Source organism: Halomarina litorea (assembly GCF_024227715.1).
GTDB classification, from domain to species: Archaea; Halobacteriota; Halobacteria; order Halobacteriales; family Haloarculaceae; genus Halomarina; species Halomarina litorea.
On sequence record NZ_CP100448.1, the window covers coordinates 2,087,073 to 2,099,996 of the forward strand.

A 12,924-nucleotide genomic window follows, 5' to 3' on the forward strand; every position below is an offset into this window, starting at 1 on the left:
GTCCGGACTCAGCGGTCCACGTCGCCCATGATGGGGTCCAGACTGCCGAGCGTCGCCACGAGGTCGGGGACGTACTCGCCTTCGGCCATCTCGGGGAGCGCCTGCAGGTTCGAGAACGACGGCCCGCGAATCTTGAAGCGGGCGGGTTTGTCGGTGCCGTCCGAGCGGATGTAGATGCCGAGTTCGCCCTTGGCGGCCTCGACGGCACGGTAGACTTCGGTGTCGGCCTCGGGCTTGAGCGTCCGCGGGACGTTCGACTGAATCTCCCTGTCGGACTCCGGCCAGTCCTCCAGCAGGTCGACGCACTGCTCGACGATTCGGGCGGACTGCTCCAGTTCGTGCATCCGGACGAGGACGCGGGCGTAGTTATCACAGCCATCCTCGGTGACGACGTCCCAGTCGAGTTCGGGGTAGTAGCCGTAGGGGTCGTCGCGGCGCAGGTCGTAGTCGACGCCCGATCCGCGGGCGACCGGTCCCGTCACGCCGTAGTCCCTCGCTACTTCGGGGTCCAGACGGCCCGTGTCGACGGTCCTGAGCTGGAATATCTCGTTGGCGGTGAGCAGATCGTGGTACTCCTCGATTTTCGGGGGCAGACCGTCGAGGAAGTCCCGCGTCTCGTCGAAGAACTCCTCGCGGGGTTCGGGCAGGTCCCACGCGACCCCACCCAGCCTGAAGTAGTTGAACATCAGGCGCTGGCCCGTCAGGTCCTCCAGCAAATCTTGGACGAGTTCGCGGTCCCGAATGGCGTACATGAACGTCGCGGTGAACTCGCCGATGACGTCGAGGGCGAACGTCCCCACGGCGAGGAGGTGTCCGAGCATCCGTGAGAGTTCCGCGCTCATCGTCCGGACGACCTGTGCGTACTCGGGCACCTCCAGCCCGGCGAGGTCCTCGGCGGCGCGCGCGTACGCCCACTCGTTGAGCAGTCCGGCACCCGACCAGTCCCAGCGGTCGGGGTACGGCATGATCTGGTGGCGGTAGGTCCCCTGCTGGCACATCTGCTCCTCACAGCGGTGGATGTAGCCGATGTCGGGGTCCACGTCCGCGACCATCTCGCCGTCGAGTACCACCTTCAGGTGGAGGACACCGTGCGTCGAGGGGTGGTGCGGCCCGACGTTGAGGAACATCGTGTCCGCGCCGTCGCGCCGATCGTCCTGTAGGGGGTTGGCGTGTTCGCGGAAGGTGACGACCTGCGACTGCTCGGCGTCGTAGTCGGCCCTGAGCGGGTGGCCCACCCACGTCTCGGGCAGGAGGATGCGCCGCGGGTCCGGGTGGCCGTCGTACTCGATACCGAGGAGGTCGTAGGCCTCGCGTTCGTGCCACTCGGCGGACGAGAAGACGGGCGCGGCCGTCTCGCTGCGTGGGTCGTCGCGCGGGACGGGGACGACGACGCCTACCTCTTCCGTCGGGTCGGCGTACCGCCTGAGGTGGTAGACGCTCTCGAAGCGGTCGTCGTACTCCTGTGCCGTCACGCAGGCGAGGTGGTCGAAGTCGAGGTCGTCCCGGAGCGTCCGAAGGGTCGCCTGCACGTCGTCGGGTCGGACCACGACGGCGGGAGCGTTGCCGTGGACCTCCCATTCGATGGCGAAGTCGGCGAGCGCAGTTCGAAGCGGGGAGGGTACGTCGGCGTCGCGGGAGACCACTGTTCCGTCGGAGCGCATGTGAGTGCTGGCCCCCCGACACCGAGGAGCGTTCTGCCGCACCGACTAGCCCGTTTATCAAGGCTTAGTTGGAAGCGGTCCGACCGGGCGGGACGGATGAAGTCGCTCCACTGTCGTCTCCGGTTCGCCGGCGGAAGCCTGCACCCGGTCCACCGGGCCATCGTGGACCGCGAGTCGCTGACGCGAGACTACCTCTGTCACTGGAACACGGCGGGCGACGGGCCCGACACGTTCGTTTACTTCGTCGAGGGCGACCGGTCGACCTTCGAGTCGGTCCTCGACGACACCGACCTCGTCGTCGACTACGATGTCGCCCCGATCGGGCCGGAACGGTTCTACACGTACGTCAGACAGGAGCATCGCCCCGTAGACGAGGACGTGTTCGGGGCCGTGACGCGGGCGGGGGCCGTCGTCGTCCCCCCGGTAACGTTCGAGGGCGACGGCTCGGCGTCCCTGACCGTCCTCGGCGACGCGACGGCGCTCCAGCGGGTGGTCGACTCGCTCCCCGAGGTGGTCGGCGTGGACGTCCGGCGCATCGGGCGGTACACCGGCGGTCCGGGCGCGTTCGACCCCGGCCTCACGGCACGTCAGCGGGAGGCCGTCGAGCGAGCGGTCGACGTGGGGTACTACGCGACGCCGCGGACGGGGTCGGTCGCAGACGTGGCCGAGGAACTCGACTGTGCCCCCGCGACGGCCGCCGAGCACCTCCGGAAGGCCGAGACGGCGATCGTCGAGGCGCTGGTCGACTCCGCCCGGGGACCCTGACCGGGGGGCGAGTCGGCCGAACTCCCGGCGTTCGGCAAAAAGCCGCGGCGACGCGGGGACTAAGTTACGGGGTACCCTTGGCTCGACAACGATGGACGTACGAGCCGAGCGACTGACGCATCGACTGGTGAGGGGGGTGACGGCGAGATGGTCGACCCGACGTCGGATCTGAACGAGGACGTCGACGAGGACGAGGCACCGCGCTGTGCGGTCTGTGGCGACCCGGTGGTGAGCGCGGACCACCGCGTGGTCACGTGGGTCGAGGAGGGGAGCGCTCGAACCGAGCACTTCTGCGATGCGACCTGCCGAGACGAGTGGGACGGACCCTGACCGGTCGCTCCGTCGGGCGGACTACTCGTATCGTGTGGATGTCACGGGGACCGACGAGCGGTACAGCTATTATGGCGCTGGTCGTCGGATGGAGTGGCTTCCGAGGGAGCGACGTTTCGGGAGCCAGCACCGGCACGCGCCGGGAGTACCACCTGTGAACGGCCGTACCTGAACCCGGACCCCACGACCGGGTTCTACGTACGTTCCGACGTGCATCCGGTCCGTCCCCACGACGGGTTCTTCGGATGCACTCTCCCTCGACGAGCGACGGCGCCCGAAAGGGGGACGCTAACCGTCCGAAAGCAGTCGTCGCCCCTCCTCGCGGTGATATCGTCCGACCGGTTGGGCACCGAGTAACAATGTCCTCAGAGGCCGTCCGTGTACCTGTGATGGACACGCCCATCGTCGTGCTCGTCCTCTCCGCCATCCTGCTGGAGTTCGTCGGCTTCGTGGGAATCGCGAGCGGGCGGATGGGCGTATGGACCGCGGTGAGCCTCTGGACCGTCGCGCTCGGACTCCTCGTCACGGCGCGACTGGTCGAACACCTCGCCGAGTCCGGTCCGCGGCGAGGACAGCCCGGTCGCGGCGTCTGAGAGGGGGACGCGGTCGCTCTCTCAGTTCTCGATGAACTGGCTGGCGATGGCGAGTACCTGCTCCATGCTGCGAGCGGGGTCGAAGGCACCGCTCCACGGCGCTCGCTGGTTGAGGACGCCGAGGTAGGCGGCGTGGCGCGCCTCGACGCTGTGGATGGACAGCGCCGCCTTCAGAATCTCCTCGTTCTGAATCATCGGGGCCGCGCCCGCGTACGCGGAGACGCCGACGTTCTCGATGGTGTGTGCGAGGGCGACGAACTCCTCGGGCGTCTGGTACGGGAAGGTGAACTCCGGGATGTCCGCGGGGGTGCCACCGACCTTCTCGATGGTCGCCCGGAGCGCGTCGGCGTGTTCGCGCTCGTGCATCCCGATCTGTTCGAGGAACTGGTAGGTGCTGTGCTGGACGGAGAGGTCCTGGAAGACCTCGCCGCCGACCGTCCCCTCGTTCTCGATGTCCTCCAGTTCGTCGAACGTCTCGAGGGCCTCCGCGTAGTAGTGGGCCTCAAGTTCCTCGAGCGTCAGCGCGTAGTTGAGGATGTCGACGTCGCTGACCTCGCCTGCGTGGTCCTCGGCGGCCGCCCCGCCACTGCCCGCGAACGAGAGGAGCGCCCCGCCGACGCCCAGTTTCGCCGCACTCGACATGAAGCTCCGCCGGTCGGTCAGGAGGTCGCTCGCGTCGCCGACGATGTTCTGTACTAGTTCGTGGCCGGTTGGTCCGTTGGTGTCGTCCATAGTGGGGGTGCGCCGATGCGCGTCTGTACAGTCGAATATCGACTAATAGAGCGTTTGCCGAACTCCCACCCAATTTCGTTCGTAAAAGGAGCGAATATACTCCCTAATTATTGAATGTTCTCGAAATGGGGTGTATCAGTCCCACGTCGTCCACGTGAGAAAGAGGAGACCGCCGAACTCCATGGCCCGCAGGCCGAACAGGGTCAACTGGGCCGGGCGCGGGACGGCCTGCGGGTCGGAGACCCACGCGCTGAGGGTGGGTTCGAGGACGAACAGGTAGAAACCGACGGCGTTCTCCCCGAAGAGGAAGAGGGCGAACAGGGCGAGACCGAGCGTGTGCTTCGAGCGGAACCGGAGGTAGTTGCGCCCCCAGACGTAGCCGAGGGCGACGAGGAGCACCAGGTTCGCGGCGAGGAGCACTCGCATCAGGTCGATGAGCGCGCTCATCGTTCGTCACGACTCCGTCCGTCTTGATACGCTGTTTCCCAAATCTCTCCCATGTCGGTTCCAGTTCTCATGTCTCGGGGTCCTCGCGTCCCCCGTCGGTACTGTCTGCACCCTCCGGGGGGGTTCGTTCTTCCGATTCGTCCGCGACTTCGCCGAAGATGGCCTCCACGACGTCCCAGTGGGCGCGCGCCTGACCGGACGGGACGTAGACGGCCCCGTAGTCGTCGCCGCTGGAGGTGACGACGCCGTTGTCGACGAGGACGTCGAGGTGGTGGCGGACGGTCTTGTAGTCGAGGTCGAGGTCCTCTGCGAGCCTGTTGGCGTTGCGAGGGCGCTCGTCCAGCGTCCGGAGGATGCGTACGCGGTTGGGACCACCCCGGGTGCCGGTGAGCACGTACCAGAGGACCGCCTCCATTGACGGTGGCTGCGTGGCCCTCCCTCAAAGAGATTCGTCTTGTGGGATTCGGGAAACGGAAACCCTCCCGACGCCCGCGGGTCCAGTGGTGACGGACCGGTCGAGTACGGCCGGTGGCCAAGTGCAGTGTCACCGGAGCGGGTGCGGAACGCCGAATCGGACGCCGAGAGGCGTTCGACGCTTGGCATCCTTCCGCATTAAATTGGTGTTACTTCAGGCTGGGCACACGCGACGAATTGACCGAGGGCGAGTCGGCGATGGGGTCAAGACTTTAGCGGCTCGCTCGCGCGTACCCGATATGGCAACCGTCGTGACCGGGACGGTACCGGCAGGGGAGTTCGCGCTGGAACGCACCCTCTCGTCCGTCCCCGACGTGGAGTTCGAGTGCGAGCGGGTAGTCGAGTCGGGCGGAGACATCGTGATGCCCCTCACCTGGGCGCGCGCGGACGACCCGGAGGCACTGGAGGCAGCACTCGCCGACGACCCGACCGTCGAGGAGGTGTCGCTCCTCGCCGAGTTCGAGGAGGAGCGCCTCTACCAGATGAACTGGGTCGACCGGGTCCAGCTCATCGTCCAGATGATAACTAACGCCCACGCGACGGTCCTCGAGGCGTACGGGAACGGCGAGGAGTGGACCCTCCGGGTGATGTACCCGAGCAGGGACGACCTCTCCGCGACCCACGAGTTCTGTGACGCCCACGGCGTCACGTTCGACGTCGAACGCATCCGCGAACTGGAGGGCGAACCCGCCGGACGCTACGGGCTGACCCGCGAGCAGTACGAGGCGCTCCGGACCGCCCACGAGGCCGGCTACTTCGCGGTCCCGCGCAAGACCAACCTCGACGACCTCGCCGACGACCTCGGTATCTCCCATCAGGCGCTCTCAGAACGCCTCCGTCGCGGCGAGGACGCCCTTCTGGAGGCGACCCTCCTCGTCGGGTCGACCCCCTGGCGGACCGACTGACCCGCTCGCCGTCACCCCCGACCTCCCCTCGGTCTCCTCCGCCGTCGCGAGTCCAACCCACGACGACCCCGACACGTAACCGTCGACGGTTTCCCAACGGCTTTGTCGTACCCCTCCGTGGTTGCGCCATGCGCCGACGTTCCGTGCTGGGTCTCGCCGGCGGTGCCGCGGCGACCCTGACGGGGGGTGCGCTCGCAAGCACCCTCGGCGGGGAGTCCACCCCCGACGCCCCCGAGGCCCGTGCGCTCGTCGCCGGGAGTCTCCTCCGCGTCGCACGGTCAGTCCCCGACGGCACCGTCGAGGCACACGGCAGTGCGGCGGTCAATCGACTCGTCCGCGAGGGTGCGCGCCGCCCCGACGCGGTGGCGCTCGCCGACCCCGTCCTCTTCGAGGGGGTCTGTGACCAGGCGACGCTGTTCGCGACGAACGCCCTCGTCCTCGCCTACGACCCCGACGGTCCCCACGCCGACGCGATTCGGACGGACTGGCGGGCCGTCGCGGACCCGGGGGTGCGCGTGGGCCGGACCGACCCCGAGAATGACCCCCTCGGCTACCGGACCGTGATGGCGATGGACCTCGCCGGCCTGGGGGGTGCCCTCGACGGGTCGGTCGTCCTCCGCGAGGTGGACCTCGCGAGCGTCCTCGCCGGCGGGCGACTGGACGCCGCCTTCGTCTACCGGAGCATGGCCGTCCAGCACGACCTGCCGTCCGTCCCCCTCCCGGCGGATATCGACTTCTCGGACCCGGACCGCGCGGAGGCGTACGCCGACGCGAGCTACGACCTTCCGGAGCGGACGGTCCGAGGTGCGCCCATCAGGTACGGCGTTGGTGTCCGCACCGACAGGGGGACGTCGTGGGCGCGCCGCCTCGCCACCGGGACGGACCGCCTCCGCGAGGCGGGGTTCACCGTCCCCGACGGCTACCCCCGGGACGTCCCGGTGGGGTAGCGCGTCACTCCACCTCGCGCCCGCCCCAGACGAGTTTGTCGGGGATGCGCACCGTCGTGTCGCGCTCGACGGTCAGCTGACAGGAGAGTCGGGGGTAGCCGAAGCGTGCGGCGAGGGTATCGTGCCAGTGGTCGGGCGCGCGCGGCGTCTCGACGCGGACGCCGCAGGTGGCACAGAGCCCCCGCCCGCCGCAGTTCAGGCGCTCCGTGAGCCGCGTGTACGGCGAGAGGCCGGCGTCGAGAAGCGTGCGGCGGAGGTTCGTCCCGACGGGAACCGAGCGGACCGTCACCCCGCCGTCGTGGTGGACGGTCAGCGTGACGGTGGGTTCGTCCATGCCCGCCGTTGGGGCGGGCGGGCCAACCACTTCCCCTCTGCCCGAACCGGGGGAGTTTCCCCCGCTCCACTCCACGACCGACCATGAGCGAGCGCGTGGTCCGCGTGGACACCGACGAGGCCCTGTCGGACGCACTGGCGGTCCGCCACGAGGTGTTCGTCGAGGGACAGGACGTGCCAGAGGACCTGGAGTACGACGAGTGGGACGACGACGACCGGACGGTCCACTTCGTCGCGTACGCGGGGTCGGACGGCGGGACCGACGGGGCGCGCCCCGTCGGCGCGGCCCGCCTCCGCCCGTACCGCGAGGGCGTCGGGAAGGTCCAGCGGGTGGCCGTCCGCGAGGCCGTCCAGGGCGAGGGCTGGGGGCGACGACTGATGGACGAACTGGAGGCGGTCGCAGGGGCCGAGGGCTACGAGCGTCTGGAACTCGACGCCCAGACCCACGCCGTCGGGTTCTACGAGCGACTGGGCTACCACGTCACCAGCGAGGAGGAGTTCCTCGACGCCGGGATACCACACCTCGCGATGGCGAAGGCGCTCCGAAACTGCTGAAAACGGGGGCCGCGGTCGCCGTCAGTTCTCGGTGCGGATGCGGTACTCGTCGCGGGCGGCCTGCAGCGCCGAGGCGAAGATGGCGAGGTAGTCGACGACGTCGAGGTCCTCGAACCGGCCGGACGTCGCGGAGATGCCGCGGTTCTTCGACGTCTTGACCGACAGGCCGCTGTCGTCGCTGTCGTCCTCGTCGGTCGAGGTGGCGGTCGTCTCCTCCTCGTCCTCGTCCTGCGTCGAGACGGTGTCGATGCCGCGTTCCTCCTCGTGGTCGGCATCGACGTCGGGGTGCTTGACGTCGCCGCGTGCTGGTGCCTCGGCCTCGGCCGAGGACCCGCTCCCGCGCTTCAGTTTCGCGAGCACGGCCAGCACGGCGAGTACCGCGACGAGGCCGACGACACGTTTGACCGTGCCGCCGCCGCTGGTTTCGATGTCCTCTATCTCCAGGTCGTCTGCCACGTCGCTTCCAGTCATACTCAGGTCACTCGGTTCACAAGGCGTCTATTTAGCTTCTTTGCAGGCAGAGACAGCTCACCCGCTGTGCGCCGCGAGCAGCGTCGAGCCGCCCGTTTCGGTGGGGGGCTATCGCTCGTGGAGGGTGACGCGCACGGGGTCCCGGGGGTGCATCGTGAGCGACGGACGCATCCGGAGTTCCGGCGAGGAGACGAGTTCCATCGAGAACTGCCGGGCGACGGAACTCGTGATGACCTTCGCCTCGACCAGCGAGAGCTGTTTCCCGATACAGTGGCGCGGCCCGGCCCCGAACGGGAAGTAGGCGTACCGGTGGCGGCCCTCGGAGCGCTCGGGGAGCCAGCGGTCCGGGTCGAACGTCTCCGGGTCCTCCCAGTACGTCGGGTCGCGGTGGACCACCCACTGCGGGAGCATCAGCAGGGAGTCCTTCGGGACGCGGTAGCCCCCCAGTCGAACGTCAGTGTTCGTCTGGCGGAACAGCGTGTACACCGGCGGGTAGAGCCGCATCGTCTCCTTCAGCACCCGCTCGGTGTACTTCAGGTCACGCAGGTCGCCCATCGTCACGGGGCGGTCGTCCACGGCTCCACCGGCCTCGTTCGGCCGGCGGCCCCCGCCGAGCACCTCGTCCACCTCCTCGTGCAGTCGGGCCTCCACCTCGGGGTGGGTAGCGATCTGGTGCCACGCGTAAGTGAGCGTCAGCGCCGTCGTGTCGTGGCCTGCCAGCAGCATCGTCATCATCTCGTCGCGCAACTGCCGGTCGGTCTGGTCGCCCATCGCCTGCGCCCGCAGCAGTATCGAGAGCAGGTCCGTCCCCTCTCGCTCGGTGCCGCGACGGCGCTCGATGAGGTCCGCGACGATGCCGTCGAGCGTCGCCAGTGCCGCCTCGTACTCGCGGTTCTCCGGGGTAGGCACCCACGGCGGCGTCAGGAACCGAACCACGTCGGGTTCGAACCGTTCCCCCAGCGGTTCGAGGCTGTCCTGTACGGCGTACACCGTCTCCTCGTCGATGTCCGTCCCGAACATCGCATTGACGATGATCTCGACCGTGAGCCGGGCCATCGGCAACTGGACGTCCAGCGTCTCCCCGTCGGACCACCCATCGAGCGTGGCCCGCGTCTTCTCGGCCATCATATCGGTGAGACCGCCGATACGTCCCATGGTGAACGCGGGCTGGGCGAGTTGGCGTTGCTCGGCCCAGAAGTCGCCCTCGCTCACGAGGAGTCCCTTCCCGAGCAGGGAGTCGACGGCGTCGTCCTGGAAGTCCGCCTTGCGGTACTTCTCCTCCTCCGTGACGAGGACGCGTTCGACGTCGTCGGGGTTCGACACCAGATAGGCGTCGACGGGGCCGAGTTGGAACCGCGCGAGGTCACCGTACGCCCGCCGAACCGCCGTCATAAATCGGAACGGGTTCCGAGCGTACTGGCGGGTGTTCCCCACGACCGGCAACCCGGACGGGCCGGGCGGCTCCGTGTACATACACGAACCACGGGCCGACCGCGAATAAGGGTTGTTCGCGTCGACGTTCCGTCGTGTGGTTCGTGGGGCGACGGGCTCTCGTGAGACTGTTCTCCTTCAGGGCTTTTATCCGATGGCCGAGAGTCGAATCAAACGATGGGACGACTCACGCGACGGAAGTTCACCGGTATCGTCGGAACAGCCGCGGCCGCCGCCCTCGCAGGGTGTTCCGACTCCTCGGACGGCTCCGAAGGTGGAGAGAACAACACGACCGGTGACGGCGGAACGACGGACGGAAACGAGACCACCGCGGGCAACGGTACCGGAAACGAGTCGGGCAACGGCACCGGGAACGGAACTGGTACCGCCGACGGCGGGGTGAGTCTCCCCGAGAACGCCTCGGTCGCGTTCGTCGAACCGGAGGACGGCGCGACGGTCACGAGTCCCGTGCAGGTCGAGATGCAGGCCGAGGGGTTCACCGTCGAACCCGCCGGCGAGGTGAACGAGAACGCCGGGCACTTCCACGTCATGGTCGACGCCGAGGCCGTCCCACAGGGCGAGGTCATCCCGAACGACGAACAGCACATCCACTTCGGCGACGGGTCGACGACGGCCAGTCTGGAACTCGAACCCGGCGAACACACGCTGGTCCTCCAGCCCGGAAACGGCGCACACGAGGCCTACGACGTCACCGACGGGATCACCATCACCGTCGAGGAGGGGCAGAGCAACGGGACGGGGAACACCACCGGTACCGTCTCGGGCAACGGTTCCGCCAACGGATCGAACTGAGTCGCGTCGCTCCGGGACTATCGAACTGTCCGACTGAAAAATCGCCTCTTCTGACGCCGTTACAGCAGGTCTTCGACGTTGTCGGCGACCTCCTCGGGGGTGTCACCCACGGGGACGCCCGCGTCGTTGAGCGCCTCGATCTTCGACTCCGCAGTGCCCGTGCCGGACCCGCTGACGATGGCGCCCGCGTGGCCCATGCGCTTTCCGGGGGGTGCGGTGCGGCCCGCGATGAAGCCCGCGACGGGCGTGTCCATGTACTCGGCGATGTAGGCGGCGGCCTCCTCCTCGTCCTCGCCGCCGATTTCGCCGCACATGACGACCACCTCGGTCTCCTCGTCGTTCTCGAACAGTTCGAGGGCGTCGACGAAGTCCGTCCCGATGATGGGGTCGCCGCCGATGCCGACGGCGGTGGTCTGCCCGATACCGCGCTGGGTCAGGTTGTCGACGACCTGGTAGGTGAGGGTCCCCGACCGGGAGACGAGACCGACGTTGCCGTCCGAGAAGATGTTCCCGGGCAGGATGCCGAGTTTCGCCTCGCCGGGCGTGATGAGACCGGGGCAGTTCGGGCCGACGAGATGCGTGTCGGTCTCCGAGAGGCGCTTGTACACCTTCGCCATGTCCTGCTGGGGGACGCCCTCGGTGATGGCGACGACGAGGTCGAGGTTCGTGTCGAGGGCCTCGAACATCGCGTCCGCCGCGAACGCAGGCGGGACGAACACGACGGAGGCGTCTGCGTCCTCCTCGTGGACGGCCTCGTCGACGGTGTCGTAGACGGGGATGCCGTCGACCTCCTGCCCGCCCTTACCGGGCACCGCGCCGGCCACGACGTTCGTGCCGTAGTCGACCATCTGCCCGGTGTGGAACTTGCCCTCGCCGCCGGTGATACCCTGTACGACCACGCGCGTCTCGTCGTCAACTAGAATGCTCATTAGTTCTCACCTCCCGCGAGTTCGACCGCACGCTGGACGGCCTCCTCGAGGGTCTTCTCGACCTCGATGCGCTCCGTGTTCAGAATCTCCATGCCCTCCTCGGCGTTCGTCCCCGCGAGGCGGACGACGACCGGCTTGGGAATCTCGTCGAAGCCGTCGAGCGCCTCGTTGATGCCCTTGGCCACCTCGTCGCCGCGGGTGATGCCGCCGAAGATGTTGAACACCACTGAATCGACGTTCTCGTCGGCGAACACCATGTCGAGTGCGTTCGCGACGCGTTCGGCCTTCGCGCCGCCGCCGATGTCGAGGAAGTTGGCGGGCTTCCCGCCGTAGTAGTCCACGAGGTCGAGCGTCGTCATGACGAGACCCGCGCCGTTGCCGATGATGCCGACGTTGCCCGAGAGGCGGACGTAGTCGAAGCCGTACTCGTTGGCCTTCGCCTCCAGGTCGTCCTCGGCGGCCTCGTCTTCCATCTCCGCGAGGTCCGAGTGCCGGAAGAGGGCGTCGTCGTCGATGTTCATCACGGCGTCCGCACAGACGACCTCGCGGTCGCTCGTGACCATCACGGGGTTGACCTCGATGTCCGTGGCGTCCTTCGACGCCCAGAGGTCGTACAGCGTCGTGAGGACGTTCGCCACGTCCATCGCGATGTCGCGCTCGACGCCGGCGTCGAAGACCGCCTTCCGTGCCTGATAGGGGTGCATCCCGAACGCGGGGTCGATGTGCTCGCGGGCGATGGCGTCGGGGTCCTCGGCGGCGACCTCCTCGATGTCCACGCCACCTTTCGTCGAGACCATGGCCACGGGTTTGCCCTCGCCGCGGTCCATCGTCACGCCGACGTAGAGTTCGTTCGTGAAGTCGACGGCCTCCTCGACGAGGACGCTGTCGACGTGCAGGCCCTTCAGGTCCATCCCGAGGATGGCGTCGGCGGCCTCGCGGACCTCCTCCTCGTCGTCCGCGAGTTTGATACCGCCGGCCTTCCCGCGCCCGCCGACCTGTACCTGCGCCTTGACGGCGACGGGGTAGCCGATGCGCTCGGCGGCCTCGACGACCTCCTCGACGCTCTCGGCGAGTTCCGACTCGGGGACCGGGAGGCCCGCCTCGGCGAACACCCGCTTCGCCTGGTACTCGTGAAGCTTCATCGGGCGAACGGCGGAGCGGCGCGCGCATAAATCCCGCCGGTTCGGTCACGTGAGAACCTGTCGCGTGTGGAGGGTGAACTCGTTAGATTCCGTTCAAGCCGGTGACTCGCGGAACTCGCGGACGACGCCGACACTCCCCACGATGACACCCACCGCGACGAGGAGGGCCCCCCACATGGCGGGATGTGCGTAGCTGATGACGTTACAGCCGTTGGTGAACTGGATGCCCTCCGGGCCGACTCCCGTGAACGTCGGCGTGTGCGCCCCGGCGCAGTCGGGGAACGCTCCCGACGTGAGCGGGTCCGTGAGGGCGAACAGCACGGACGCCGCGAGCACTCCGACGCCGAACAGCAGCATCCCCCATCGTTTCAGTCCCATACGCCACGCTCGCCCAGC

The 12,924-nt window shown here is 68.1% G+C and carries 16 protein-coding genes and 1 pseudogene; 7 read left to right on the forward strand and 10 right to left on the reverse strand.

The genetic code is table 11. From position 1 onward, the window contains the following. Positions 1-8: 8 nt before the first annotated feature. Positions 9-1,661, reverse strand: coding sequence for an NADH-quinone oxidoreductase subunit D (locus NKG96_RS11400; RefSeq protein WP_254535062.1), 1,653 nt, complete (start codon positions 1,659-1,661; stop codon positions 9-11). 96 nt (positions 1,662-1,757) lie between these two features. On the opposite strand from NKG96_RS11400, the gene NKG96_RS11405 reads away from it, so the two are divergent. The 3 genes from NKG96_RS11405 (at position 1,758) to NKG96_RS11415 (ending at position 3,349) form a co-directional block, all read left to right on the forward strand. Then, entirely contained in the window at positions 1,758-2,426 is a 669-nt protein-coding gene (locus tag NKG96_RS11405) for a helix-turn-helix domain-containing protein (RefSeq protein WP_254535063.1), read from the forward strand. 147 nt (positions 2,427-2,573) lie between these two features. Next, the gene (locus tag NKG96_RS11410; protein WP_254535064.1) at positions 2,574-2,756 is read left to right on the forward strand and encodes a DUF7576 family protein; all 183 of its coding nucleotides are present in this window, start codon (positions 2,574-2,576) and stop codon (positions 2,754-2,756) included. A 359-nt stretch (positions 2,757-3,115) separates the two neighbouring features. Next, a complete protein-coding gene (locus NKG96_RS11415) occupies positions 3,116-3,349 on the forward strand; it encodes a hypothetical protein (RefSeq protein WP_254535065.1) in 234 nt (77 codons plus the stop codon). A gap of 21 nt (positions 3,350-3,370) precedes the next feature. On the opposite strand, the gene NKG96_RS11420 is transcribed toward NKG96_RS11415, so the two are convergent. The 3 genes and pseudogenes from NKG96_RS11420 to NKG96_RS11430 all read right to left on the reverse strand — a co-directional run. Beyond that, positions 3,371-4,081, reverse strand: coding sequence for a ferritin-like domain-containing protein (locus tag NKG96_RS11420; protein WP_254535066.1), 711 nt, complete (start codon positions 4,079-4,081; stop codon positions 3,371-3,373). 135 nt (positions 4,082-4,216) lie between these two features. Beyond that, on the reverse strand, positions 4,217-4,528 hold the full coding sequence (locus NKG96_RS11425) for a DUF8036 family membrane protein (RefSeq protein ID WP_254535067.1): 312 nt from the start codon (positions 4,526-4,528) through the stop codon (positions 4,217-4,219). A gap of 145 nt (positions 4,529-4,673) precedes the next feature. Beyond that, positions 4,674-4,943: pseudogene (locus NKG96_RS11430) on the reverse strand (ArsR/SmtB family transcription factor); the annotation flags it as partial. Positions 4,944-5,241: 298 nt separating this feature from the next. Here NKG96_RS11430 and NKG96_RS11435 point away from each other — a divergent pair. Continuing rightward, positions 5,242-5,907, forward strand: coding sequence for a helix-turn-helix domain-containing protein (locus NKG96_RS11435; RefSeq protein ID WP_254535068.1), 666 nt, complete (start codon positions 5,242-5,244; stop codon positions 5,905-5,907). Between the two features lie 128 nt (positions 5,908-6,035). Then, positions 6,036-6,854, forward strand: coding sequence for a substrate-binding domain-containing protein (locus tag NKG96_RS11440; protein WP_254535069.1), 819 nt, complete (start codon positions 6,036-6,038; stop codon positions 6,852-6,854). Between the two features lie 4 nt (positions 6,855-6,858). Here the strand turns inward: NKG96_RS11440 and NKG96_RS11445 are convergent, their stop codons facing one another. Beyond that, complete coding sequence (locus NKG96_RS11445) at positions 6,859-7,188, reverse strand: 2Fe-2S iron-sulfur cluster-binding protein (RefSeq protein ID WP_254535070.1); 330 nt, start codon at positions 7,186-7,188, stop codon at positions 6,859-6,861. Positions 7,189-7,271: 83 nt separating this feature from the next. Here NKG96_RS11445 and NKG96_RS11450 point away from each other — a divergent pair, with 83 nt between their 5' ends. After that, positions 7,272-7,742, forward strand: coding sequence for a GNAT family N-acetyltransferase (locus tag NKG96_RS11450; protein WP_254535071.1), 471 nt, complete (start codon positions 7,272-7,274; stop codon positions 7,740-7,742). A 21-nt stretch (positions 7,743-7,763) separates the two neighbouring features. Here the strand turns inward: NKG96_RS11450 and NKG96_RS11455 are convergent, their stop codons facing one another. Then, positions 7,764-8,213 (reverse strand): hypothetical protein, encoded by a 450-nt coding sequence (locus NKG96_RS11455; RefSeq protein ID WP_254535072.1) that lies wholly within the window; start codon positions 8,211-8,213, stop codon positions 7,764-7,766. Positions 8,214-8,321: 108 nt separating this feature from the next. Continuing rightward, positions 8,322-9,686 (reverse strand): cytochrome P450, encoded by a 1,365-nt coding sequence (locus tag NKG96_RS11460; protein WP_254535073.1) that lies wholly within the window; start codon positions 9,684-9,686, stop codon positions 8,322-8,324. Between the two features lie 135 nt (positions 9,687-9,821). On the opposite strand from NKG96_RS11460, the gene NKG96_RS11465 reads away from it, so the two are divergent. Continuing rightward, positions 9,822-10,457: a DUF4399 domain-containing protein gene (locus NKG96_RS11465; RefSeq protein WP_254535074.1), complete on the forward strand. Its 636-nt coding sequence runs from the start codon at positions 9,822-9,824 to the stop codon at positions 10,455-10,457. Positions 10,458-10,516: 59 nt separating this feature from the next. Here NKG96_RS11465 and sucD read toward each other — a convergent pair whose 3' ends face one another. The 3 genes from sucD to NKG96_RS11480 all read right to left on the reverse strand — a co-directional run bounded on the left by sucD (position 10,517) and on the right by NKG96_RS11480 (position 12,906). Further along, positions 10,517-11,386 (reverse strand): succinate--CoA ligase subunit alpha, encoded by an 870-nt coding sequence (gene sucD, locus NKG96_RS11470; protein WP_254535075.1) that lies wholly within the window; start codon positions 11,384-11,386, stop codon positions 10,517-10,519. After that, the gene (gene sucC, locus NKG96_RS11475; protein WP_254535076.1) at positions 11,386-12,528 is read right to left on the reverse strand and encodes an ADP-forming succinate--CoA ligase subunit beta; all 1,143 of its coding nucleotides are present in this window, start codon (positions 12,526-12,528) and stop codon (positions 11,386-11,388) included. Before sucC ends, sucD begins: the two co-directional genes overlap by 1 nt. 93 nt (positions 12,529-12,621) lie before the next feature. Then, positions 12,622-12,906 carry a hypothetical protein gene (locus NKG96_RS11480; protein ID WP_254535077.1) on the reverse strand — a complete coding sequence of 95 codons (285 nt, stop codon included), beginning with the start codon at positions 12,904-12,906 and terminating at the stop codon, positions 12,622-12,624. Positions 12,907-12,924 lie beyond the last annotated feature (18 nt).